The sequence below is a fragment of the Lachnospira multipara LB2003 genome (genome assembly GCF_000702205.1).
Lineage (GTDB): Bacteria > Bacillota > Clostridia > Lachnospirales > Lachnospiraceae > Lachnospira > Lachnospira multipara_A.
The window spans coordinates 186,377-212,952 of sequence record NZ_JNKW01000004.1; the positions used below are offsets into that span (position 1 = coordinate 186,377).

Genomic DNA, 26,576 nt, shown 5'->3' on the forward strand with positions numbered 1-26,576 from the left:
AATGGCAACTAAACAGAAGGTAATGATAGTTGATGACGACGAAAACATAGCAGAATTAATAGCTCTTTACTTAAACAAAGAGTGCTACGAAACTCTTATTGTTTATGATGGTGAAAGTGCAATATCACAATTTTCTACATTTAAGCCAAACCTTATATTACTAGACTTAATGTTACCAGGGATGGATGGATATCAGGTTTGCCAGGAAATTAGAAAAAAAAGCAACGTTCCAATTATTATGCTATCTGCTAAGGGCGAGACTTTTGATAAGGTTCTTGGCCTTGAACTTGGAGCAGATGACTATATGATAAAGCCATTTGAAACAAAAGAACTAGTAGCAAGAGTAAAAGCAGTCCTTAGACGTTTTCATTTACCACAGCTTTCATTAACAGAAAGCTCAATTTCAAAACGTGCAGAATTCAAGGATTTACTTATTAATCTTGATAATTACACAGTAACCTATTTAGGAAAAACCATAGATATGCCACCTAAGGAAATCGAATTACTCTTTTTCCTTGCATCAGCACCAAACCAGGTTTTTACAAGAGAACAGCTTCTTGATAATATCTGGGGTTATGAATATGCAGGAGATACAAGAACCGTAGATGTTCATATAAAAAGAATTCGTGAAAAAATCAAAGATCACGCAAATTGGTCAATTGAAACAGTTTGGGGAATCGGATATAAATTTGTAGAGAAGAACGAAATTTAAGGAGGCATAAGATGCGATACAAAATGCTTTATAAACACATAGTAATTTATGTGGTTATACTTGTTTTAAGTCTTGTGTTCGTAAATACTATTTGCTACAAATTACATTATCAAGAAGAATACAAAAGACACACAGCAGACATGTATTCTCTGGCAACTAATATATCCACTGAATACACCTTTGATTACTTTAGCGAATCCCATTTAAGAACAATAGAGGTGGAATTAGACACTATTTCTAAGCTAAGCGATACACGAATAATATTTATTAATCCTGATGGAATGGTTCTTCTAGATACTAGATATGAAGGATCATACAATGAATTTATAAATGGACTATATTACATAGAGGACTTTAATTATGGCAATCTAAATGGTAATTATACTGACCACAGCGATTTCTATGGAGTTTTTGATACCCCAGCTATTAATGTATACGCTCCAATTACATACACATATCAAGTTAAGGGATACGTAGTTGTAAGTATGTCTGATGATGCGCTAGCAAGAAAAGTTAATTCAACTTTTTATATAAATTATATTGCCTTAGGATTTGTATTAGTTCTTTCCCTTGCCTTTGTAATTGTCTACTTTTTTCAAATTTATAAGCCAGTTAAAAAGCTTATACGTGCAACAGAAGAATATGGTAAAGGAAACTTTAAATATAAAACCAATATTAAAAATGCAGATGAAATCGGACGCCTAAGCTCGTCCCTAGAATATATGGCAAGTCAAGTTGGAGATATGGATATGTTCCAGCAAAAATTTCTTTCAAATATCTCTCATGATTTTAGATCACCTCTAACATCAATTAAGGGATATCTTGAAGCAATTGAAGACGGAACTGTTCCACCAGAGATGATAAAAAAATATGTCCGAATTATTCTATTTGAAACAGATAGATTAACTAAACTTACAAGTAATATCCTAACTCTAAACGAACTTGATCCAAAATCAGTTAGACTTGAAATAACTACCTTTGATTTAAATTCAATTATACGACACACAATTGAAACCTTCGAAGGTAAATGTAAAGATAGACATATTAATTTTTCTATTATTTATGCCAATTCTAAGGAACTAGTAAAGGGAGATAAAAGTAAGATAGGACAGGTTATTTATAACCTAATAGATAATGCAATTAAATTTAGCCCAGATCACTCAACCATTGCAATTACAGTTAAAGAGCGTGGTGAAAAAGCCTTTATATCCATTAAGGATCACGGTTGTGGAATTCCTAAAGAAAACCTCAATAAGATATTCGATAGATTCTATAAATCAGATTCTTCAAGAGGCAGAGATAAGAAAGGATCTGGCCTTGGACTTTCAATAACTAAAGAAGTTATTAATGCCCATGATGAAACCATCGATGTAGTTAGTACAGTGGGCGGCGGTACAGAATTTACCTTTACACTAGAATTAGCAAAATCAGGAAAACAATAATTAAAAGCCTAAGTTTTGGGACTCTTAAAACTCCCAAACTTAGGCTTTTTTCTTATTTACCAAAAGTAGATAAGATTCTATCTATTTCTTTTGATGCTTCGCTTTTTGTATATTCCTTTATGTCTTTATTTAATCTAACACCATGTTGCATGCATAAAGCATTTAAATACCTTTCCTGGGCTGGTGTAATAGGTGATGTCTTTTTTATACTATAGCTTACCTCAGTAGGCTGATTAATAAGTTCCTCTTCTGGGGCAAGAATAGCTAACTTCTCATATAATCTGTATGCACTTATGGCATCATCATAAGCTCTATGGGAATTACCAGGATCAATATTAAAATGCTCACAAAGGTCTGTTAGTTTTCTACTAGGAAGACTTTTTAAAAGCTTTCTTGATATCTTAAGAGTATCAATTACCTTATTAGGTATTTTTAATTTGGATTGTGATGCAGCAACCTTTAAAAAGCTGTAGTCAAAAGCCACATTATGTCCAAGTATTATTCCATCGCCAATAAATTCAACAACTTCTTTAATAACTTTCTCAATACTTGGTTTACCAACTAAATCAAGATCTGTAATACCAGTAATCTCAGTAATTCTATAATTAAGCTCATGTCCCGGATTAATTAACTGATTATATCTATCTATAATTTCACCATTTACAATTTTTGCCATTCCTATTTCAATGATATGATCATTACTAGGACTAATACCTGATGTTTCAAGATCAAGCGCTATTATTTCATTTATCATTTTATTAATCTATTCCTTTTCTAAAGATTTGAAGACTTGCATAATCCGTTAAGAAAACACTTATCACAAGCCGGTTTTCTTGCAATACAGATTTCCCTGCCAAAAGTAATTATCTGAATGTTATATAAAATCCAATGGTCCTTTGGCAACACCTTCATTAAATCCATTTCAATCTTTAATGGGTCTGACTCTTTAGTAAACCCTAACTTATTAGAAATTCGCTTAACGTGCGTATCCACAACAATACTTGGATCATTAAAGATATTACCCCTAATTACATTAGCAGTCTTTCTTCCAACTCCAGCAAGACTTGTTAACTCCTCTAAACTACTTGGTAGTTCGTCATTATATTTTTCATGAATAATCTTAGCAGTGGCAATAACATTCTTAGCCTTATTATGATAAAAACCAACAGAATGAATATCCTGTTCTAATTCAGAAAGGTCTGCATTAGCAAAATCCTCTACACTTTTATATTTCTTAAAAAGCGTAGCAGTTACTTGATTAACTCTTTCATCTGTGCACTGGGCTGAAAGCATGGTAGCAACTAATAATTCCCATGGATTATTATAATTTAAGCTGCATCTATATTCAGTTCCATAATGCTCATCTAAGAGTCTTAGAATTTCTTTGGTTCTTTTTGTAACCATATTAATTCTCCGTTTCTAACTCTGCCTTTTTTTTTCTCTTTGTTCTCTTCTTTTAGCTCTTTCTAACTTTCTTTGCTTCTTTAAAAGTCTTTTTTCCTCTTCTTGCCCATGTTCCTTCATATATTCCTCATAAAGGTCTGGTCTAAATTTAAGAGTTCTTTCTAAAGACCTCTCATGACGCCATTCATCGATTTTTGCATGATTACCTGATAACAATACATCTGGTACCCTTTTACCTCTAAATTCCACAGGACGAGTGTATTGTGGGTATTCAAGCAAGCCATCAGAAAAACTTTCTGTCTCAGCTGACACATCATTATTTAGTACACCTGGCACAAGTCTTGAAATTGAGTCAATAACAACCATTGCCGCAAGTTCTCCACCTGTAAGCACATAATCGCCAATTGAAATATAATCTGTAACAATTTCTTCTAGAGCTCTCTCATCAATACCTTCATAGTGTCCACAAAGAATAACTAATTCCTCTTCACTAGCAAGTTCCTTAGCCTTAGCTTGACTAAAAGTTTCACCTTGAGGAGTCATATAAACAACCCTAGGCTTAGTTCCCTTAGTTACTATATCTTCATAACACTCAACCACAGGACCTGGCTGCATAACCATACCTGCGCCACCGCCGTAAGGATAATCATCTACCTTTAAATGCTTATCATGTGTATAGTCTCTTATATCTACTGCATTAACTGATAAAACTCCTGATTTAATTGCACGTCCTGTAATACTTGTATTTAACCCATCCATAATCATTTGTGGAAATAATGTTAATACATGAAACTTCATAATATCCTCCGTATATAAAAAAAGCTAAAGCCCTTATTATTTAAGAGCTTTAGCACAAAATTTACTTTAATACTTCTGCAATCTTATTAAGTAAGAATGGGAAGTAACCAGCTTTTAATTCATAACCTGCATTAGTCATTGATGCAGATAAATGACCAGTTTCATCCTTAAATGAATCTGCCACATTAACATATGTGTATCCGCCTGTACTAGCACCTGTACTTAATAAATTGTTATATGTATCAATATCTGCCTGATTAGCTGCATGTGCTGCATTATCATCATACTCTGTACTAATAGGAGTAACTGAAAGAATTACAATCTTAGCACTTGGTAGCTTAGACTTAAGTGAATTTACTAACTCTACCATATAGTTATATGCATCCTGTGCTGTTCTTGTACCATAGTTAAAGTCATTAAGACCAACCATTACATAAACTGTACTAGGATTAATTGCTGCAATACTATCTACATATCCTGATGCTTTATCAGTTGTCATATTCGCATCTGAAACAACTCTATCTGAGCCTACTAATCCGTAATGTGCTAAACCACTCATTACTGAATCTCCAAGGAATGCAGCATTACTATAATAATCGCCTGCGCTAAATGTTTCTTCTGTTGCTTTAGCTGTTACTGTATAAGATTGACCAGTTGTATTGGCTGCTGTTGTTGTTTCTGGAGTTGTCTCCTTAACAGCGCTTTCTGTTTCTGCCTGTGTTTCTACTACACTCTGTGTCACATTTTCTGTTGCAACCTTTGCATTCTTAGTTGATGACTTAACAGGTTTCTTTGCAACCTTTGTTACGACAATCGCTGCAACAACAATAACGATTATCGCCAAACCCCCACCAATAATATACTTCTTAAACTTGTTCCAAGTTCTCATCTTACGGTTAATCTTAATCTTAGCTTTACCCCCGTTGTTGTTATCCGTAGCCATTTAAAAAACCTCGCACTTCTTCTTATTTCGGTTAGGTTAAGTTAATTTTTCTTAGGGCCTAACGATTTACCTAAAAAAAGGTAATGAACAGGGCTTTTGACCCTATTCATTACCATTTTACCACCTTAAGCGACGTAATACAACTGCCGATGTTTTTCTAATACCTATATCAAGCCAACCATTCTTTAAATGATATCCCAATTTATCTATGCTATATCCATTCTCAAAGGTTACCATTATCTGCTCAACATCGTCATCATATCCAAAGCCTGCTTCTATTAAAGAAACCCTTATTCTACGTTCATCATCATTATTATTTATAATAACAACTGCCGCATCATCTCTTGTAAATCTTGAATATGCAATTAAATTATAATCTGAGTACAGAGCCTTATATGAACCAACTCTAAAAACCTTATTCTCATTATGTAACTTAATAATATCCTTATGGAACTGAATCAATTCCTTATCTTCATTGCCCCAAGGATAGGTTCTTCTATTATCAGGATCAGTAAAACCACACACACCAGCCTCATCGCCATAATAAATTGTTGGTGCACCAGGCCAGGTAAACTGCATTACAACAGCTTCCTTAAAGACCGCTTTGTTTACATTCTCAGAAGCCTTCTCCGGTCCAAGAGTCTGGGTTCTACCAACCATCTTATTAGTTCTAGTAAGAAATCTAGAATGATCATGATTAGATAATTCATTCATAGAAATCATATAGCTTTGCTGTCCCATTCTAGCCATATTATGTCTCATAGCCCCAAAGAAATAATCAGGATTACCTAGAGAATCATGTCTATATTCATCACTATGTTTTTCCATACCTGTTAAAAACCAAGTAATCGGCTCCATAAAAGCATCATAGTTCATAATAGTATCCCACTGATCACCTTGTAACCAATCATAAGAATCACCATAATTCTCAGCTAAAATAATGGCATTAGGATTAGCATGCTTTACAACATCCCTAAATTTTCTCCAAAATTCATGGTTATATTCTGCGCTATGTCCTAAATCAGCAGCTACATCAAGTCTCCAACCATCCACATTAAATGGAGGTGAAACCCATTTTCTACCTATATTCAGAATGTAATCTTCAAGTTTTTTAGATTCTTCATAATTAAGAGTTGGTAATGTATCATGTCCCCACCATCCGTCATAAGAATCATTATTTGGCCACTCATTACCATAAAACTTAAAGAAGGAATTATATGGACTTTCGGCCACTTCATAGGCACCAGGACTATACTCGGCATTTGATTTGCTATAGATATGTTCCCTATCTAACCACTTATTAAAAGAACCACAGTGATTAAAAACCCCATCTATAATAACCTTCATGCCTCTCCTATGAATCTCAGCAACTAACTTTGCAAAAAACAAATCACTTGCATCAAGATTCTTAGGGTTAGTAACTCTATCTATATATCTAGTTGCATGAGTATTGTCTTTATCATCCTGTGAAAGAACATCGCCTTCATCAGAAACAATCACTCCAAAATGTGGGTCCACATGATCATAGTCCTGAATATCATATTTATGATTAGATGGAGATACAAAAATAGGGTTTAAATAAATAACTTCAATTCCTAAAGACTCTAAGTAATCAAGTTTATCATATACACCCTTTAAGTCTCCACCATAAAACTCTCTAACGCCCATTGCTGCAGGATATTTTCCCCAGTCCTTAACAGCATTAACGTGTTCGCCAATATATGTGTATTCGTCATCTAATACATCATTAGATTTATCTCCATTATAAAATCTATCAACATAAATTTGGTACATTACTGCACCCTTTGCCCAAGCAGGTGTTTTAAATCCAGGCATTATCTGGAAATTGTAGTAAGGATTAAGATCCTTAGTAGCGCCAATCTGGTTGTAATAACCAATTGCTTTTCCAATTTCAACCTTAAAATAATAGAAAACCCTTTCATTAGTCACCTTAATTGTTGCCTCATAATAATCAAAAATTATGTCACTCTCCACTCTCTTCATGACATATTCCACATTATTAGCTACAAGAATTGCCTTATCTACGTTAAAACGACCAGTTCGAAGACGAATTGCAACTAAATCCCCAGGCATTGGTTCCTCAGGCTTTCTATAATCTATGGTTCCATCCGAAAATAGATGATTTGTATTTAGTGTAGGCTTTACACCACACATAAATACCGCTTTCTTCTCCCACTCTGCTAGGTTCTCAAATGCTCTCATTATTTTCATAAGACACTTCTCCCCTAAGCTATATCTTTAAAATAATTTTAAGACAATTACGAACTTTTTTCAAGATAAAATCTCTTATAATATTAAAAATTATACAAGAAAACCTTCAAAATCAATCATGTAAAAATTTTTTATGTAACGAAAAAAGACGTGCCTTAAGCACGTCTCCTTACGTTCCCATTTCCTCTTAACATACCGTCTGGGGGGACTGTATATTATCGAGAAGGTATTTCACTTATTATGGGGTGTAGCAAAAAATATATAATGTATTGGGGGTTTTTACAGTTATTATAATATCAAATCCGCAACCGAAAGTGTTCACAAACATAACAATAATTCTCAGATTTTTTTGTTTATTTTGCTAAATTGTATTCTGTATACAAAATACAATTTATGCTTTTTTTAGAATTTCGAGCAAAAATCCGAGCTTGTAAACTCAATCTAATCAAATCAAAAAAGCTCCTAGCCATTTAGGCTAGAAGCTTTAATTTTTACTCTGTTACAGTATTATCTGAATCATTAAATAAGCTTTCAAATTCTTCTCTTGTAATCTTTTCTTTTTCAAGAAGAAGGTTTGCTGATTTTTCTAAGACATCTCTATTCTCAGTAATAATCTTCTTAGCTTTATCATAACATTCAGAAACAATTCTCTTAACTTCTTCATCAATTGTTGATGCTATAAGTTCTCCGTATGGTCTTGTATGAGCTAAGTCTCTACCAATAAATACTTCATCTTGTTCTGTATCATAATTAATAGTTCCTAATTTTTCTGAAAAACCATACTTAGTTACCATTGCTCTTGCTGTCTGAGTTGCCTGCTTAATATCCTGTGAAGCACCTGTTGTAATATCATCAAATATAAGTTCTTCTGCTACTCTACCACCAAGGCTTACTATAATGTCTTGTAACATCTTACCCTTTGTATAAAACATTTCATCCTTTTCAGGAAGTGGCATTGTATAACCTGCAGCACCCATACCTGTAGGAATAATTGAAACTGAATGAACAGGTCCAACATCTGGTAATAAGTGGAAGAGAATTGCATGTCCTGATTCATGATATGCTGTAATCTTCTTTTCCTTTTCAGAAATAATCTTACTCTTCTTCTCTACACCAATTCCAACCTTAACAAAAGCAAGCTTAACGTCTTCATTGCTAATGTATCTTCTCTTATTCTTAGCTGCATTAATAGCTGCTTCGTTTAAGAGATTCTCTAAATCAGCACCTGTAAATCCTGCTGTTGTTCTTGATAAACTATCTAAATCCACATCATCTCCAAGTGGCTTCTTACTTGCATGCACATTAAGAATTTCAAGTCTACCTTTAACATCAGGTCTACCTACTACAACTTTTCTATCAAAACGGCCTGGTCTTAAAATAGCAGGATCAAGAATATCTACTCTGTTCGTAGCAGCTATTACAATAATTCCTTCATTTACACCAAAACCATCCATTTCAACAAGTAACTGGTTTAATGTCTGTTCACGTTCATCGTGTCCACCACCCATACCAGTACCTCTGCGTCTTGCTACTGCATCAATTTCATCAATAAATACAATACAAGGTGCGTTTTTCTTAGCTTCTTCAAAAAGATCACGTACTCTAGATGCACCTACACCTACGAACATTTCAACGAAATCTGAACCTGAAATACTAAAAAATGGAACTCCTGCCTCACCTGCAACTGCCTTTGCAAGTAAAGTCTTACCTGTTCCCGGAGGGCCTGTTAAAATAACACCCTTTGGTATTCTTGCTCCAAGATTGGTATATTTATCTGGATCCTTTAGGAAGTCTACAATTTCTTCTAGCTCTTCCTTTTCTTCATGTAGTCCAGCAACGTCATCAAACTTAACTTTATTCTCCCCATCTGAAATAAGTCTAGCTCTACTCTTACCAAAGTTCATCATCTTAGAACCACCGCCGCTTGCTGCTCCGGCTTGTCTAGACATAAATAGTAAGAATAAGACAATTGCTAAAATACTAATGCCAAAAGGTATAATAATTGATACCCATACACTAACTCTAGTCACGTCTCTTAAGACGTAATCCACATTCTCATCCTTTAGTAAATCCTGTACAGATACAACATCTGATACATTAAGCTTTACTATCTGAGAATCCTTAAGAGTAATTGTAAGCACACCAGTCGGCACTTCTGCATTTTGTTTGATGTCAACAGATTCGATTTTCTCATTTTTTACATCGTCAACAAATTGTTTATAGGAATAATTACCAGCCTGCTTAGACATATAGGTAATTCCAAACCAGATCAAACCAATTACAACGATGATAAATAAGTACACTCCAATTCCACCAAACTTGTTGTCCTTCTTTGTCTCCATTAAAGTCCTCCTTGTGAAATTTCTCCTCCCCTAATATAAATGGGATAGCTTAATTTAGTTCTCCTCCAAATGTAAAACTCCAATAAATGGAAGATTTCTATACTTCTGATCGTAATCAAGACCATAGCCGACTACGAATTCATCTGGAATATTAAAGCCATTGTATTTAACATCCACTTCAACTTCTCTTCTTTCAGGCTTATCAAGTAATGTACATACTTCTAAGCTTTCAGGATTTCTTTCCTTTAATAAAGGTAATAATCTAGATAATGTATTACCTGAATCAATAATATCCTCAATAATAATTACGTTCTTTCCTTCAATGCTTTCATCAAGATCTTTCTTAATCTTAACTACACCACTTGATGATGTACCACTACCGTAGCTTGATGCCTGAATAAAATCTATTGTAACAGGTACACTTATTCTCTTAGCTAATTCACAAGTAAAGAAAATGCTACCTTTAAGAATACAAATAAGTGTAACCTCCTTACCTTCATAATCTGCGTTAATCTGCTCTCCTAATTCTGCAATTCTTTTTGAGAGCTCATCTTCTGAAATTAATACGCTAATTGAATGGTTATCCATATCTAATACCTCCGAAAATTTTTTAATGTACGATATAAAATTCAATTATAATGCCGTCTTTTCATTCGTCAAGTGTAATCCAAACATAATAGAAATTAATCAAACATTAATTGTATCATTAAAATCTTTTTTGTATTATTGTCCACCAATGCATCATATGACCTTCTAACTCCTACAGCCCATAAACACTCGTCACCTTGACATATTAGAATACATTCATCTCTATATCTACTAGGAATTTTACGATTAATAAATTCGGACTTTATTCTATGTGAATGGCCTAACCCATCGATTACAATTACATCATTTGTTTGTCTATATCTTATATCTAAACACTCTTTGATTTTATCATAATCAAAACACTTTAAAAAGTCGCTATCCTTATCTTTTATCGAAAAATTATTATCAACTATACTGCACTTAATCGCCTTTAATCTACGAGTTTCATCCTTATAATAAATGTCCTCATCTACATTTACTATAAGTTCATTCTTTATGTCTGATTTATTCACAGTAATTGTTGGTCTATTTTTTTCAGTTCTTTTTTTATCACCATCAACATAATCTATAATTATTTTACCATATTCTTTCTTGGCATATAATCCATAAGGTAAAGAAATTTGCTTGTTAGTGTCTTTATTTATCAATTCTTGTACTTTTTTTACATGAACTTCATAGATGTCTTTTTTCTTCTTAGCCATTCCTACAATTGCTTCATATATTACTCGGCTTTGGATAACAGCATGATACTTGTCTAATTTTTTCACATCAAGACTGACATTATCTTTATGTAATAAGACATCCCTAATCGCCTTTGTAGTTTCTATATTTAGATAGTCCTCAATTTGTGATAAATTCTCTGCAAGCATGGCAATATTATTAACTGCTCTTGCATTAACATTATCTGTTAATGTGGGTATAACTATATTTCTTATGGAATTTCTAGTGTACTCATTGTTAAAATTAGTTTCATCTGTTACAAATTTAAGTCCATTTTCTTCAATATAGTTCTCAATTTCCATTCTCGTTACACATAAAAGCGGACGAATAATTTCATCTCTAACTGGCTTTATTCCACGCATTCCAGATAAATTAGTTCCTCGTGCCATATTCATAAGGACTGTTTCTGCCTGGTCGTTCATATGGTGTGCAACTGCTATTCTTGCATTGTCCTTATCCTTTGCTAGCTCTCTAAAAATCCTATATCTTTCAAGTCTTCCTGCTTCTTCCACCGTTTGATTGTTCTTTTTTGCAAGTCCTATACAATCAATTCTTACAACTTTAAGATTTATATTACGTTTTTTACAAAAATCCACTACAAATTCTTCATCATCAATTGCAGCCTTTCGTATACCATGATTAACATGCACTGCATATAAGTTAATATCAAGCTTATTATCCCTTATATAATCCTGCAAAATAGAAATTAGGCAAATAGAATCAGCGCCTCCTGATAGTCCTACTATCAAGTTGGCGCAGTCTAACATCTTGTTTAATTCAATATAATTGTAAACTTTATTTTTCATGAGCTTTAAAAACTAATTCATCAGGATAAATTAAACCAAATTTATCCTTTGCAATCTCCTCAACAAACTTTTTACTTTTAACATAGTCAGATCTTGCATTAAGCTCATCTGCTCTGTTGTTTTCATCATCTATTAAAGATTCCATTTCACTAATCTGGGATTCTATTTCCTTATTCTTAGCTGAAAGAGTCTTTTTATTATTAATAAGAACTATTGATAATAAAATAAGCACCATAGCTGCTGCCACAATACCTATTAGAGCAGATCTTCGCTGTAGTTTTCTTCTTCTTTCTTTCTCTCTTCTAGATTCCCTAACCATATACTTCTCCCAAAACTTCCTTTAAAGGTAAGTAAACATTTCCTTAGCTTCTTCCTTCTTAACTACATCTTTAACGTCAGTTACCTTTACTTTAACGTTTCTGTTACCAAACTGTATCTCAATAACATCTCCAACCTTAACATCATAAGATGCTTTTGCTACAGTCTCATTTACTAAAACTCTGCCAGCATCACAAGCATCATTAGCAACTGTTCTACGTTTAATAAGTCGCGATACCTTTAAATACTTATCTAATCTCATATTATTCCTCTTTTTCTTTCCTACTTTTGATTAGATTCTATTATATTAGTTATATCTTATTTAGTAAAGTAACTAATGAATTAAAAAGGCTAATTTTTTTCATTTCTTTTTCTTATGTAGCCCTCTATTAAATCAACTGTTCCATCAATACCAAGTTTTGAGCTATTAATACATAAATCATAGCGCTTAGCATTACCCCAACTATTTCTTAGCTGACTATTATGGAAACGCTTTCTATTGGCATCATGTCTTTTTATTTTTTCCTTAGCTGCTTCGAAATCTATGTCGTATTTATTCATAACTCTAGATACCCTTGCTCGATTATCTGCAGTTATAAAAATAGTTATTAGATTATCTCTTCCCTTTAAAACTTGATCTGCTAATCTTCCCACAATTACAAAGCTAGTTCCTGAATCAGCGACTTCATTAAGATAGTCAAATTGTAACTCATTAACCATAGCTCCAATTGAATCCACAACCACATCTGACTCTCTTGAAAAATAAGACTTTCTTTTATATTTATCTGCCACACTTTTCTCTATCTTCACGCTTGTAACTAGTTTATCTAACATCTTTCTATCTATAAAAGAGAATCCAAGTCTTCTAGATAGTTTTTCTCCAATTTCATGGCCTCCAGAGCCAAATTGTCTTCCTATACAAATTATTACTTGTTTATTCACAATAACATCTCCAAACTATTTATTTTTTCACTGTATTTTCACTGTATTTTTATAGTTTAATTTTACAACTTTTTCTATAAAATTCCAAGAAAAGTTTGTTAATTATTTAATTTATTGTATTTCTCTTTTCTAATTAGATAAAAAATGATAGAATGCTTTACATAAAGAATGAGCACTTAAAAGTGCTAGAAAGAGGGAAAAAATGGCATTACACGTAATGGATGAAGCTAACCGTTGTCTACAGTGTAAAGTACCACAATGTCAGAAGGGATGTCCGATTCATACAAATATCCCAACTGCCATACGTTTACTAAAAGAAAATAAACTTGATGAAGCTGGAAAAATGCTTTTTGAAAACAATCCTTTAACTACAGTTTGTAGCTTGGTTTGTAATCATGAAAAGCAATGTGAAGGGCACTGTGTTTTAGGCAGAAAAGGAGCACCTGTTCATTTTTCTACAATTGAAAATTATATTTCTACTACATACGCTAACAAAATGGTAGCTGGACCTAAGCCATCTAATGGCATGAGAGTTGCAATTATTGGATCTGGTCCTGCTGGTATTACAATTGCTATTATTCTTGCAAGATATGGCTATAAGGTTACCATTTTTGAGGGAAAGGATAAAATTGGTGGAGTACTTCGTTATGGTATTCCAGAATTTAGATTACCAAAGTCAGTTCTTGATGATATTGAATATCGTCACCTTGAATTAAAGGGTATTCAGGTTCGTCCTAATACAAGAATTGGCGGTGCTATTGGTATTGATGACTTATTCCGTGATGGTTATAAGGCTATCTTTATTGGTACTGGTGTATGGCAGCCTAATGCTCTTCATATTAAAGGTGAAACATTTGGCAATGTACACTTTGGAATTAACTACCTTAACAACCCTGACAGTTATAAGCTTGGTAAGAAAGTAATTGTTATTGGTGCTGGTAATGCAGCTATGGACGTTGCAAGAACAGCAATCCGTAAAGGTGTAGAAGACCTTACTTGTGTATCAATCACTAAGGAAGTTGCAGCTAGCCAGTATGAATTCTCATATGCGCAGCTTGAAGGTGTTAAATTCCTTTACAATCTAAAACCTGTTGAGATTTTAGATGAAGGTATAATTCTAAGAGAAGTGGAAGAAGCTGAGGATGGAACCCTTACAGATATTCCAGGAACAGATAAGCTTTATGAAGCTGATAGTATTATTGTATCTATTAGCCAAGGTCCACAAAATACAATAGTAAATACAACTAATGGACTTAAGGCTACAAGTAGAGGATTGCTTGATGCTGATGAAACAGGACACACATCAAGACCTGGTATTTTTGCTTCAGGTGATGTTGTTAATGGTGCAAGAACTGTTGTTGAAGCGGTAGCTCATTCAAAAGTAGTTGCTGAATCAATGCATGAATATATGCAATCTCTTGCAAAGGACGAGCAATAATTTAGGCAGATAATATTTTTTTCATAAAAAATTTAAATGTAAAAAACACTGTGAATTAGAAACAAATCTAGTTCACAGTGTTTTATTTATGCTTTATTTATGTCTTATTTGTTCAATAGTTTAAAATCAACTACATACCAAACATCATTTTTCTTAATCCATATTAATTTCATATGTGTTGGATATTCTCTAACATCTCCACTATTAGTTGTACACTTAGGCGTAACACTTACCTCAACACTGAAGCAATCGCTTGTATACTGCTGATAATTGCTAATTGTTGCCTCTCCATAATCTAAACTCTTAGGTGTTCCATTCCATGAAATGGCAGCTGCAGCATTAGCATAAAGTTTTCTTGCATTACTTCCTGAAAGAACATAACTTGTTATGGTATCCACCTTCTGAGTTCGTAACACATAATCAATATATTCATGAATATATGATTTTACCCTTTCTTCTACAGAAGTTATAAACTCCTTACTGCAATCAAAGGAATATTCATACATTACCGTTTTATCATTCTCTGTTACTACATTCTCAGCCTTTAATTCCTCTTTTGTTACACCAGCAACAACCTTAACATTTAAGTTTCCATATATACCATTTAAGGTATAGGTCTTATATGTTGGCATTTCCACATAATCTTCTACATATTCAAGATCAACAACTGCCTCATCATTGGAGGTTACATATGTATTCCCAAGTTCTATATTATTCACACTTACAGTTGCATTTCCTGGTGCTTTTATAGTTACTGTTCTTGCTTCATCAACTATGCCCTCAATTGATGCCACTTCATAAATTGGCATATTAAAGGCTGCCTTTTTATCTTTCTTGCTTAGTCTAATTACACCCTTTTTCTTGCCGTCTTTTAATAGGTAATAAGCGGGTTCATCAGCAGAACCATCCCCAATTTTTTTGTTGTAAGACCATTCACCAACCAACTCATTTTTAAAAACCGTCTCAAAATTCTGCTCTGTCTCAAATTCCGTTAAATCCACCGAAATATATTTCTTTATATTTTTTATGTCCGATTTATTCAACTCATCCACATACTCTTGTACTAAACTTTCTGGTCTGGATTTTTCATATACTGTTAAGTACTCCCATAAAACTCCCCAAACTGCAATAATACACATAATTACAATTATGACTATTGCTAAATATATCTTCCAGAAAACTCCTTTCCCTTTCTTCTCCATTTTTACTCTCCCCTTTATTAACTTACTTTACAATAAATGCTGTTGGAATTAGTCTTGAACCTGTTAATGGAGAAGCGCTATTTACATACTCTCCATTATAATAAAGAACTGTTGAGCTTCCTCCATCAAGGTTATATGCATTTACTGCACCATATTCAAGCATTACCTCTATAACATCTGCAAAAGTTGCACCAATACTATTTATCTGTCTTCCATCTATTACAAGTAACAATACGCTTCCATCAGCACACTGTCCTATTGCTGTCCTTGGATTAATACCACTACCTGAGCCATTAACAAGTGTTGGTTCACCATTTACAATTAATGTAGGACCATAAAAGCAACAATCTCTTATCCCTCTATCAATTGCTTGTTGGCCTGTCATTGTTCCTACAACTAATATGTTATTCTTATCAAAACCTGCTATATCATAGGCCTTGTTCTTATCGCCATATTTAAATACACCATTAGAAATTACAAAACCTATAGGAGTTCCACCTGCTCCCATTCCGTTATCATCTTGAAAACCACCGCCATTTATTCCAGCGACTGCCCCATAATTTTCAACAATTTCTCCAACATGAAGCCCATATCCACCGAAATTATTTACAGTTCCAACTTGAACTCTTGATGGATCTTTAACCTTTAAAATGTATCCGTTATAAGAGCCTCCATTAATTTCTATTAACTCAATATCATCACTTGTATCACTTGCAACACCAGTATCTGCTGTATCAGCTTTATATGCATTGGTGATAAGAGAAGTATCTGTTATTTCATCTGTTAGCTCTACAGAATTTTTTTGCTTAATCTTTGCAATTTCACTAGCTGGTAAAAAACTTGTTGCAAGAAATTTACCTGCACTTGTTTCAAGCACTGTATTAACAAAAAGATTCTTAGCTGACTCAGATGGTCCATGCTCTATTATTAATACAATTCCTAGTATCCCCACCACAAATAAAACTATAGCTGTAAAAACACTAAGTAAAATTCTTACAATCACTTTTTTAGCTGTTAATCTATTAGTTTTTTCTGATTTTTTATCCCTTTTAGATGCCTTTGTCTTATCTTCACTCTCATCTTCAAGACTAATAAGTTCATCATCATTTATATCCTCATCTAGCAAATCATCATCTAATAGATCATCAGAATTATCATCTAACAGATCATAATCTTTCTTGATAAAAACGTCCTTAGGCTCTAAGCTGTCTAAATTATTTAGATTCTTTATGTCTTCTTTTTCTTTAACACTATCAAGATCTAACACATTGACATCACTTGTCTTTAAGTCTTTTATCTGATTCTCAGATTCAATATCCTTTTTATTCAATGCGTTTTTTTCTTCTTTTTTTAAATAGTCCTCACTAGCCGTTTCTGTTCTCTGACGCCAATTTGGATTATAACCCCAGATTTTTTTGTCATTCTCACAAATCTCGTCTTTTGATAATTCTATCAAATCGACTTCAATGTCCTTTTCTTTTTTTCTCAACATTTCCCTCTACCTCTAAATTTAAAAATCCCCTATGTCCATTTTAGACAATTTATATCTATCTAATAAAAATATTACTCTATTATATGTTAAGATTCAAGTAAAAAGGATTATATCGATATAAAAAATATCAATATAATCCTATAATTTTTAGAATTTCATGTCTTATTTATCCATGTCAAATTCTATTAAATATTAATTTGTACTAAAGCGATTACTCTCCCAAAATTGCTTTCGCTTTATCGTATGAATCTACATGAATGTAGATATCACATTTACTACTTTTGCCGAAATTCATAAATTTAAGAAGACCTGTATGTAAATTCCATTTCTCAAAATATGAAATGTTATTACGTCTAAGAACTCTTTCGATCTTCCTGCTCTCTTCCATAGTAACATCGGCTTTAAGTAGACGTTCTGTTGTCATAATCTCTGCCACTTAAAACACCTCAATTCTAGTTTACCCCAAATTTTATCCACTTCGGACGTTTATATACTAAACTTAGTTTAGCTACAAATCCCTTCTATCTTCATTTATTATAGCACATTTGTTTTTTTAAAATCTACTATTTAATTTAACGTTTTAGGACAAAAATTAAAAAGAAAATTAACTTGTATGACAAGTTATGGTAGTTGTATGACATTAGTATTGACATATATTAGTTTAAAGCGTTAAAATATCTTAAAACACTTAGATCTCATCTAAGCTTATATTGGAAGGGAGACTTTTTATGGTAGAGAAGAAAAACATTGATTGGGCCAATATTGGCTTTGGTTACATGAAGACAGATGCAAGATATGTAACAAATTTCAAGGATGGAGCATGGGATGAAGGATATATAACAGATGACGATAAAGTCGTTTTGAACGAATGTGCAGGGGTTTTACAGTACGCTCAGACTTGTTTTGAAGGTCTTAAGGCATATACAACTAAGGATGGTCACATTGTAACATTTAGACCTGAACTTAACGCTAGCAGATTAGATGATTCATGTAGAAGACTTGAAATGCCTGTTTTACCTGAAGGAAGATTCCTTGAGGCAATAGATGAAGTAGTTAAGGCTAATGCAGCTTGGGTACCTCCTTTTGGTTCAGGTGCATCACTTTATATTAGACCTTATATGTTTGGTACTAATCCAGTTATTGGTGTTAAGCCAGCTGACGAATACCAATTTAGAATTTTAACTACACCTGTAGGACCTTACTTTAAGGGTGGCGCTAAGCCTATCGTTATTAAGGTTTCAGATTATGATAGAGCAGCACCTCATGGTACAGGTAATATTAAGGCTGGTCTTAACTATGCTATGAGTCTTTATCCAATCGTTAAAGCTCATGAAGAAGGCTTTGCTGAGAATATGTATCTTGATGCTGCAACACGTACTAACGTTGAAGAAACTGGTGGTGCTAACTTTATCTTTATTACTAAGGATGGTAAGCTTGTAACACCAAAATCAGACAGTATCCTACCTTCAATTACAAGACGTTCTATCGTTCATGTTGCTAAGGAATACTTAGGACTTGAGGTTGAAGAAAGAGTTGTTCCTTTTGAAGAAGTTAAGGATTTTGCTGAATGTGGTCTTTGCGGTACAGCTGCTGTTATCTCACCAGTAGGTAAGATTAATGATCACGGTAAGGAAATCTGCTTCCCAAGTGGCATGGATGAAATGGGTCCTGTAACTAAGAAGCTTTATGAAACACTTACAGGAATCCAGAAAGGTGAAATCGAAGCACCTGAAGGTTGGATTCACAGAATTATGTAATTATCTAACAAACCTTTATAAACTTTTTTATTTTTTTGCAAAAAGTGTTAGCTGTTTTGGCTAACACTTTTTTCTTATTGCAAAAGCCATATTTAGGCTTTACAATAAACAAGGTTTTACACAATTTAATTTTATAGGAGTTATTATGATATTTTCTAATAAGGATCTTAAAAAACTTATTATTCCCTTGATGGGAGAACAGCTTTTATCATTAACTGTTGGTTTTGTTGACCAGTTAATGGTGTCTCAAACCGGCGAAGCTGCTGTTGCCGGTGTAGCCCTAGTAGACAATATTAACAGATTAATTATTCAAATCATGGCTGCCCTTGCAACAGGTGGTGCTGTTGTATGTAGCCAATACATTGGTGCTGGTAGGGATAAACAGACTAAAAAGGCTGCAGGACAACTCGAATTAGTTTTATTTACCTTTGCCTTTATTATGATGGGAATTTCTGTACTTTTTGCAAGACCGTTACTTTCCGGAATTTTTGGTAATACTCAAAAGGCCATTATGGATTTTGCAGTTCTTTACTTTACAGTAACTGCCATATCCTATCCATTCCTTGGTATTTATAATTCCGGTGCTGCTATCTTTAGAAGTGTTGGTAATTCCAAAATCAGCTTATATATTAGTTTACTGATGAACGTTGTTAACATCCTTGGAAATGCTATTTTCGTTCTTTGCTTTAAATGGGGAGTTTTTGGTGTGGCACTATCAACTCTCATAAGTAGAGTTATTGGTAGTGGTGTAATGAGCTACTTTATAATGAGAAAGCAAAGTCCAATAAGGCTTAACCAAATTGCTGACTACATACCTGATTTTTCACTTATTAAGAAAATTCTCTTTATTGGTATACCATCCGGTGTGGAAAATGGAATGTTCCAGATTGGTAAACTTATGGTTGTTCGTATGGTTACTAGCCTAGGTCAGGCTTCCATTGCTGCTAACTCTGTAAGCTACACAATTATAGATTTTGCTAATATTCCAGCAAGTTCTATGGGGCTTGCCCTTATTACAGTTGTTGGACAGTGTATTGGTGCTGGTAAAAAAGATGAGGCTAAACACTATGTTAAGAAAATTCTTCTATGGTCATACATTGGAGACTGGATTTGTAATATAACACTATTCTTTATAGGTCATTACATTCCTACATGGTTTAACTTATCTCCTGAAGCTGTGGATATTGCCACTGTGGTACTTAGAGCCTTTAACATTACATCTTTATTTATCTGGCCATTATCCTTTACTATGCCAAATGCCCTTAGAGCCGCAGGGGATGTTCATTACACCATGATAGTAAGTATTCTATCTATGTGGATATTTAGAGTAGGTAGTAGCTATGTCTTTGGTATTATACTAGGCTTTGGAGTTCTTGGTGTTTGGATTGGAATGTTTGTTGACTGGGCATGTAGATCTGCATTTTTTACAATTAGATTTCTTAATGGAAAATGGATTCAGAAAAAATCCCTTGTTAACTAAAATAAAATGTGCGACTGCAATTTGCAGTCGCACATTTTAGTATAAAGAAAACCGTTGAACACTTTTTACCTTCGGCTAAAGGCATCTATCTATTTATTCGTAAGCTACAACTTCTGTATGAAACTTAGAATAATCCTCTCTATTCTCCTTAGTAAAGGCAATTGCAGCTCTTGGATGCTGATTTGCCTGACCTGTTATAATATATGGAATATCTGAACCCCATGTAATTCCCGCTTTTTTTAATGGAAGCATATGCTTCTCGATAAATTTAAATACAGATGCTATCTTATACTTAGGATTTCTTAAAAATCCTAATAATAGTTCTGTAGAACAGTTACCTGCTCCTCTACCCATTCCATTCATTGTTGCATCTAAATAACTAATTCCAATTGATGCTGTCTGAATTGTATTGGCAAAAGCTAACTGTTGATTGTTGTGAGCATGAATACCAATTGACTTATTGTACTTCTCGCCTATTGCTAAGTATTTCTCAGCTAAGCGACACATCTGCTCTGGGAATAGTGAGCCATAGCTATCAACTAAATAGATTACATTGGCTGAGCTCTTACCAAGCAATTCTAGAGCTAAGTCAAGTTCTGTTTCTGATGCTGTTGAAATAGCCATAATGTTAACTGTAACCTCATATCCCTTCTTAGCAAAATCTTCTATCATCTCTATCGCTGCAGGAATCTGATAAATGTAAGTAGCAACTCTAATAAGATCTACCACACTCTCCGACTTTGGTGGTATATCATTTAAATCAGTTCTTCCTACATCTGCCATTACAGCAATCTTAAGATCTGTATTATTATCTCCTACCACTGCTCTAATGTCTTCCTCATTACAGAATTTCCATTTACCAAAATCCTTAGGATCAAAAACTTCCTTAGAAGCCTTGTAACCAAATTCCATATAATCAATTCCAGCAGCTACATTAGCTTTATATAAATCACGGACGAAATCATCAGAGAACTCAAAATTATTAACAAGCCCTCCATCACGTAATGTACAATCAACTACTTTAATATCTGGCCTAAATGAGGTTAAATCACCTTTTTGTTCTAACACAATACTTTCCTCCTGTTATTTTTTAATCTTTACTTTAAAGCGTTACGCTTTAAAGTACTAAAATGTATTATAAGTACTTTTTCTTTTTATGTCAACAAAAAGCTATAAAAAAAAACAAATGCCAATCCTTATTATTGATTTTATCACAAAACCTTAATAAGTATTAGCATTTGCTTAAAAATTTATATCATTTTTACATTTCTAATTTCATATCTCCTGGTTTAACAAAACCAATTTTCTTTAGTATCATATTAAAAATCACTGATAGAACTGCTGGTAACACAATACAAATTAATAGTAAACCAATCCAGTCAAAGGCAGTAATTCCTGCCTTAATTCCCTTTTGTATATCCCCTAGCCAACCTGTATAAACTCCAAGAGGTCCTACCATTCCGCAAGTTCCCATACCTGATGAAACTGCTGCACCATTCATCTGTAGCTTAAATACACATGTAGCTATTGGGCCTGTTATTGCTGATGCAAGTATTGGCGCTATCCAGATTTTCGGATTTTTTACTATATTACCCATCTGTAACATTGATGTTCCAATACCTTGGGAAATAAGGCCTCCCCAACCATTTTCTGAAAATGATATTACTGCAAAACCTATCATTTGAGCACAACAGCCTGCAACTGCTGCTCCACCTGCAAGGCCAACAAGACCAAGGGCTGCACAAATTGCTGCTGATGAAATTGGTAGTGTTAAGAAAATTCCCATCATCACTGAAACAATAATTCCCATTAAAAATGGCTGTAAATCTGTTGCCCACATAATAATGTTTCCAAGCCATAGTGCTGCCTTTCCAATTGGTGGCGCTATAAGACTAGAAACTAATATTCCCACAACTATTGTTACAAGTGGTGTAATTATAATATCTATCTTTGTTTCCTTAGATACTGCTTTTCCACACTCTGCTGCAATAATTGAGATAAAGTAAACTGCTAATGGTCCACCAGCTCCACCAAGTGCATTAGCTGCAAATCCCACTGATACCATTGAAAATAATACTAGAGGGGGACACTTTAGAGCATAAGCTATAGCAAGCGCCATTGCAGGACCGCTCATAGCTGATGCAAGTCCTCCTACTGTATAACCTGTGTTATTTATTGTTGCTACTGTTTTTGTAAATACATCTATAGAAAACTGTGTTCCTATAGCATTAAGTATTGTTCCAATAAGTAATGAACAAAATAGACCTTGTGCCATAGCGCCTAATGCGTCTACACCATATCTTTTTAAGGATATTTCTATATCCTTTCTTTTAAGGAAACCTTTTATTTTTTCCATAAAACCTCCCATTAATATTTTTACTTTTTCACTACATTTTCAAGGAAATCATCCATTAAACTATTAAGTCCTAATAGATATTCCTTGGCATTACCAAACTTGCGTTTAGTTACCTTCCATCTAAAGCTTGCATCCTTTATGTTAAATTGCAATGCTCCCCCAAATCTTACTAAGAATGCATCTAATGCGTCAACATCTATTTCTGATTTTGGTGAAATTGACATATTAGTAAACCACTGTGAATTACCAGTTCCGCCTATGGCATTATTTAATCCGCCCTTAATTTCTATAAAGCCGATTTTATGTGCCTTTGCCTTTATTAGAGCTATCATTGTTAGATTATGAGCTGATGCTGGCATTTCTCCATATCTGTCCGTCAACTCATCTTCCATATCATTTAATTCATCTAATGTTTCAATAGCTGCAATTCTTTTATAAACATCTAACTTTTGGAACTCGCTTTTTATATAGCTTGATGGAATAAAAGCGTCCACATCTAAGTCTATGGTTGTTTCAAAATCATATTCATTTTTTATGCCCTTTAGATTGTTAACTGCCTGATTTAACATCTTACAATAAAGGTCATAACCTACTGCTGCCATATGTCCATGCTGACTTCTACCAAGAACTGAACCTGCGCCTCTAATTTCTAGATCCTTCATAGCTATCTTAAATCCACTACCAAATCCAGCAAATTCCTTTATTGCACCTAATCTTTTCTCTGCTATTTCACTTATCATTCTGTCTCTTTTATACAAGAGGAAGGCATAAGCTGTTCTATTACTTCTACCTACTCTACCTCTTAACTGATAAAGTGTTGAAAGCCCGAAATTATCAGCATCTTCAATTATCATGGTATTACAATTAGAAATATCCATACCGGTTTCAATTATGGTTGTACATACTAATACATCTATTTCATGATTGATAAAATCGGACATTATTTTTTCTAATTGTCTTTTGTCCATCTGCCCATGGGCTACTGCAACCACTGCTTCATCCCCCACAAGACTTTGCACATGAGCTGCCATATCTTCTATGCCCCTTACCTTATTATAGACATAGAAAACCTGACCATCTCTTGCTAATTCACGATTTATAGCTTCCCTTATCATCTCATCATTATGTTCTGTAACAAAGGTCTGAATTGGTATTCTATCAACCGGTGGTTCCTCTAATACGCTCATATCCCTAATTCCTACCAAACTCATATGTAGAGTTCTAGGAATTGGTGTTGCTGATAGGGTAAGAACGTCTATATTTTCCTTAAGTTTTTTAATTTTTTCCTTATGAGTTACACCAAATCGCTGTTCCTCATCAATAATTAGAAGGCCTAAATCCTTAAATTCCACGTCCTTTGAAAGGAGTCTGTGTGTTCCTATTACAATGTCAACCGTTCCCTTTTTAAGTTTTGCCACTGTCTCTTTATTTTGTGCAGAGGTCTTAAAGCTTGATAACTGCTCTACTGTAACCGGGAAATCCTTTAGTCTTTCCTTGAAATTGTTAAAATGCTGATTACATAGAACTGTTGTAGGAACAAGGTAAGCTACCTGCTTGCTATCCTGAACTGCCTTAAATGCTGCTCTAATAGCTACTTCAGTCTTACCATATCCCACATCTCCACATATAAGTCGATCCATAACTCTGCTTGATTCCATATCTTTTTTGGTATCTTCTATGGCATTTAGCTGATCTAGTGTCTCCTCATATGGGAACATTTCCTCAAATTCCTGCTGCCAAACTGTATCTGGAGTAAATTCAAATCCCTTTATCTTAGAACGGGTAGCATATAATTCAACTAAATCCTTAGCCACCTCTTCAACTGCGGACTTTACCTTACTCTTAGTTTTTTTCCATTCCACAGAATTTAATTTATTTAGCTTTGGTTTTTTCTCAACGTCAGCTGCTGCATATTTTTGCAATCTATCTATCTGAGTTGCAAGTACAAATAGATTACTGTTACCATCATAAGCGATTTTTACATAATCCTTCTCTACATCATTAACGACAATTTTTTCAATGCCCTTATAAATTCCTAAACCATGGCTTTCATGCACTACATAATCCCCAACATTTAAGTCATTAAAGCTTGCAATTGTATTTCCATTTTTCTTAGCTTCTTTCTTTCGTTTAAGCCTTTTCTTCTCCCTATCTGTAAAAATATCACTCTCTGATATTACTACAAAATTAATAAGGGGATATTCAAAGCCTGCATGCAAGCTTCCATAAGTAAACATAATAGTTCCTTTTTCATATTCCTTAGAAAAATCTTCACTATAAAAGCTCTCAATTCCAAGCTTACTAAGGTCATCAACTATTCTTTTTGCTCTAGTTCTTGAGCTAGATACCAGTACTATTTGATACTTATTTTTCTTATATTTTGCAAGGTCTGATACAAGGTACTCAAAACTATTATTATATGAACTTATACTTCTTGTCTCTAAATTAAGGCTGTAATCCACCTTATTATGCTTATAGGCAAAATCTAGGGTTTGTAGGGCTAGCTTTTTAAAATCCCTTAAATTGGCCATTATTTCATCTATGCTTCTAATGAGACTAGTCTGTGCTGGAATTACCATACCACAGGATAATCGATTCTTCATGCTTTCCTCATATTCATAGGAAACTAAATCTGCCTTCTCCTTTAATCTATGTAACTCATCAAGTACCACTAAACAATTATTCTTTGGCAAATAATCAAGGAATGACACGCATTTTCTTGAAAATACCTTTATAAACTTAGAAAAATCCCTAGTTCTTATGGCATCATCTACTAGCTTTCTTGTGGCATTTCCTGCATCAATATCTTCCTTACTACGTCTCTTTTTATCAATGTTAAAGCGCTTTAACTGTTCGTCTCTTTCCTTTTCTATTTCTTTTAAGCCATTTTGGATTTCTTCTTCATCAAAAATAAACTCTGTTGCGGGAAAAATCCTAATTTCCTTTAATTTTTCAATTGAACGCTGGCTCTCCACATCAAAATATCTAATGGAATCTATCTCATCATCCCAAAGCTCAATTCTTACAGGCACTTCCTGTGTATATGGGAAAATATCAATTATTCCACCTCTAACACTAAATTGGCCTCTACCTTCAACTAATGGCATTCTCTCATATCCTATTGCCACTAATTTCTTCTTTAATTTATCTAAGTCAATTATGTCATCCGTCTTAAATTCTAATGTGTTATCTATGTATTTTTCAATTGGAATCAGAGTATCTGATAAGGCGTCTATTGTGGTAACTATCATTAACTTATCGCTATTAATTATCTTATCAATTACACTAATTCTTTCTCCTTGTATCTGATTACCTGAAATATCAGCATTGTAAAAAATCGCATCCTTGGCAGGATAATACACTACATTTTTATTAAAAAAGAGAGCGTCCTCCACTATCTTTCTAGCCTTTATTTCATCACTTGTAACCATTAATACAAAATTATAAGCACTTCCTATTGCACTTGCTATATGAACTTTTTGAGTATCTATACAGCCTGATATAGATACAAGTTTTCCGCCATCGCTATTTAACACATTATTAAGTTCTTTAACACCACTTAAATTAAGTACCGGTTTAAAAAATGTATCCATATTTTCTCCTT

Annotated in this window: 22 protein-coding genes; 5 read left to right on the forward strand and 17 right to left on the reverse strand. The window is 33.7% G+C overall.

The genetic code is table 11. From position 1 onward, the window contains the following. Position 1: 1 nt before the first annotated feature. Both T537_RS0103570 and T537_RS0103575 read left to right on the forward strand, forming a co-directional pair. On the forward strand, positions 2-712 hold the full coding sequence (locus T537_RS0103570) for a response regulator transcription factor (RefSeq protein ID WP_031556335.1): 711 nt from the start codon (positions 2-4) through the stop codon (positions 710-712). An 11-nt stretch (positions 713-723) separates the two neighbouring features. Next, positions 724-2,154, forward strand: a complete 1,431-nt coding sequence (locus T537_RS0103575; RefSeq protein ID WP_031556337.1) for a sensor histidine kinase — start codon at positions 724-726, stop codon at positions 2,152-2,154. 52 nt (positions 2,155-2,206) lie between these two features. On the opposite strand, the gene T537_RS0103580 is transcribed toward T537_RS0103575, so the two are convergent. From T537_RS0103580 to T537_RS0103630, 11 genes are all read right to left on the reverse strand, one after another. Further along, complete coding sequence (locus T537_RS0103580; protein ID WP_031556339.1) at positions 2,207-2,908, reverse strand: 3'-5' exonuclease; 702 nt, start codon at positions 2,906-2,908, stop codon at positions 2,207-2,209. Between the two features lie 20 nt (positions 2,909-2,928). Continuing rightward, positions 2,929-3,558, reverse strand: coding sequence for an endonuclease III (gene nth, locus T537_RS0103585; RefSeq protein WP_031556340.1), 630 nt, complete (start codon positions 3,556-3,558; stop codon positions 2,929-2,931). Positions 3,559-3,573: 15 nt separating this feature from the next. Beyond that, positions 3,574-4,356 carry a tRNA (guanosine(37)-N1)-methyltransferase TrmD gene (gene trmD, locus T537_RS0103590; protein ID WP_031556342.1) on the reverse strand — a complete coding sequence of 261 codons (783 nt, stop codon included), beginning with the start codon at positions 4,354-4,356 and terminating at the stop codon, positions 3,574-3,576. A 61-nt stretch (positions 4,357-4,417) separates the two neighbouring features. Beyond that, positions 4,418-5,299, reverse strand: coding sequence for a GDSL-type esterase/lipase family protein (locus T537_RS0103595; protein WP_031556344.1), 882 nt, complete (start codon positions 5,297-5,299; stop codon positions 4,418-4,420). 117 nt (positions 5,300-5,416) lie between these two features. Then, the gene (locus T537_RS0103600) at positions 5,417-7,522 is read right to left on the reverse strand and encodes a glycoside hydrolase family 13 protein (RefSeq protein ID WP_420323100.1); all 2,106 of its coding nucleotides are present in this window, start codon (positions 7,520-7,522) and stop codon (positions 5,417-5,419) included. A 500-nt stretch (positions 7,523-8,022) separates the two neighbouring features. Continuing rightward, positions 8,023-9,873 carry an ATP-dependent zinc metalloprotease FtsH gene (ftsH, locus tag T537_RS0103605; protein ID WP_031556348.1) on the reverse strand — a complete coding sequence of 617 codons (1,851 nt, stop codon included), beginning with the start codon at positions 9,871-9,873 and terminating at the stop codon, positions 8,023-8,025. Positions 9,874-9,927: 54 nt separating this feature from the next. Continuing rightward, the gene (gene hpt, locus T537_RS0103610; RefSeq protein WP_027436946.1) at positions 9,928-10,461 is read right to left on the reverse strand and encodes a hypoxanthine phosphoribosyltransferase; all 534 of its coding nucleotides are present in this window, start codon (positions 10,459-10,461) and stop codon (positions 9,928-9,930) included. 95 nt (positions 10,462-10,556) lie between these two features. Next, positions 10,557-11,987, reverse strand: coding sequence for a tRNA lysidine(34) synthetase TilS (gene tilS, locus T537_RS0103615; protein ID WP_031556350.1), 1,431 nt, complete (start codon positions 11,985-11,987; stop codon positions 10,557-10,559). Further along, positions 11,977-12,306, reverse strand: coding sequence for an FtsB family cell division protein (locus T537_RS0103620; RefSeq protein ID WP_027436944.1), 330 nt, complete (start codon positions 12,304-12,306; stop codon positions 11,977-11,979). The genes tilS and T537_RS0103620 overlap by 11 nt, the downstream gene beginning before the upstream one ends. Before the next feature lie 21 nt (positions 12,307-12,327). Further along, positions 12,328-12,567 carry an RNA-binding S4 domain-containing protein gene (locus T537_RS0103625; protein WP_027436943.1) on the reverse strand — a complete coding sequence of 80 codons (240 nt, stop codon included), beginning with the start codon at positions 12,565-12,567 and terminating at the stop codon, positions 12,328-12,330. An 89-nt stretch (positions 12,568-12,656) separates the two neighbouring features. Beyond that, complete coding sequence (locus T537_RS0103630; protein WP_031556352.1) at positions 12,657-13,247, reverse strand: cytidylate kinase-like family protein; 591 nt, start codon at positions 13,245-13,247, stop codon at positions 12,657-12,659. Positions 13,248-13,449: 202 nt separating this feature from the next. Here T537_RS0103630 and T537_RS0103635 point away from each other — a divergent pair, with 202 nt between their 5' ends. Further along, the gene (locus tag T537_RS0103635) at positions 13,450-14,685 is read left to right on the forward strand and encodes an NAD(P)-dependent oxidoreductase (RefSeq protein WP_031556354.1); all 1,236 of its coding nucleotides are present in this window, start codon (positions 13,450-13,452) and stop codon (positions 14,683-14,685) included. 104 nt (positions 14,686-14,789) lie between these two features. Here T537_RS0103635 and T537_RS0103640 read toward each other — a convergent pair whose 3' ends face one another. The 3 genes from T537_RS0103640 to T537_RS0103650 form a co-directional block, all read right to left on the reverse strand. Further along, positions 14,790-15,887: a hypothetical protein gene (locus T537_RS0103640; protein ID WP_031556356.1), complete on the reverse strand. Its 1,098-nt coding sequence runs from the start codon at positions 15,885-15,887 to the stop codon at positions 14,790-14,792. Between the two features lie 22 nt (positions 15,888-15,909). Next, the gene (locus T537_RS0103645) at positions 15,910-17,379 is read right to left on the reverse strand and encodes a phosphodiester glycosidase family protein (RefSeq protein ID WP_051554830.1); all 1,470 of its coding nucleotides are present in this window, start codon (positions 17,377-17,379) and stop codon (positions 15,910-15,912) included. Positions 17,380-17,590: 211 nt separating this feature from the next. Next, the gene (locus T537_RS0103650) at positions 17,591-17,815 is read right to left on the reverse strand and encodes a hypothetical protein (RefSeq protein ID WP_027436938.1); all 225 of its coding nucleotides are present in this window, start codon (positions 17,813-17,815) and stop codon (positions 17,591-17,593) included. A 292-nt stretch (positions 17,816-18,107) separates the two neighbouring features. Between T537_RS0103650 and T537_RS0103655 the strand changes: the two genes are divergently transcribed. Next, complete coding sequence (locus tag T537_RS0103655; protein ID WP_031556359.1) at positions 18,108-19,136, forward strand: branched-chain amino acid aminotransferase; 1,029 nt, start codon at positions 18,108-18,110, stop codon at positions 19,134-19,136. Between the two features lie 145 nt (positions 19,137-19,281). Beyond that, positions 19,282-20,616, forward strand: coding sequence for an MATE family efflux transporter (locus T537_RS0103660; RefSeq protein ID WP_031556361.1), 1,335 nt, complete (start codon positions 19,282-19,284; stop codon positions 20,614-20,616). A 93-nt stretch (positions 20,617-20,709) separates the two neighbouring features. On the opposite strand, the gene T537_RS0103665 is transcribed toward T537_RS0103660, so the two are convergent. The 3 genes from T537_RS0103665 to mfd all read right to left on the reverse strand — a co-directional run bounded on the left by T537_RS0103665 (position 20,710) and on the right by mfd (position 26,565). Then, the gene (locus tag T537_RS0103665) at positions 20,710-21,684 is read right to left on the reverse strand and encodes an aldolase catalytic domain-containing protein (RefSeq protein WP_027436935.1); all 975 of its coding nucleotides are present in this window, start codon (positions 21,682-21,684) and stop codon (positions 20,710-20,712) included. Between the two features lie 193 nt (positions 21,685-21,877). Continuing rightward, positions 21,878-22,972, reverse strand: coding sequence for a PTS sugar transporter subunit IIC (locus T537_RS0103670; RefSeq protein ID WP_031556362.1), 1,095 nt, complete (start codon positions 22,970-22,972; stop codon positions 21,878-21,880). Between the two features lie 20 nt (positions 22,973-22,992). Further along, a complete protein-coding gene (gene mfd, locus T537_RS0103675; RefSeq protein ID WP_031556364.1) occupies positions 22,993-26,565 on the reverse strand; it encodes a transcription-repair coupling factor in 3,573 nt (1,190 codons plus the stop codon). Positions 26,566-26,576 lie beyond the last annotated feature (11 nt).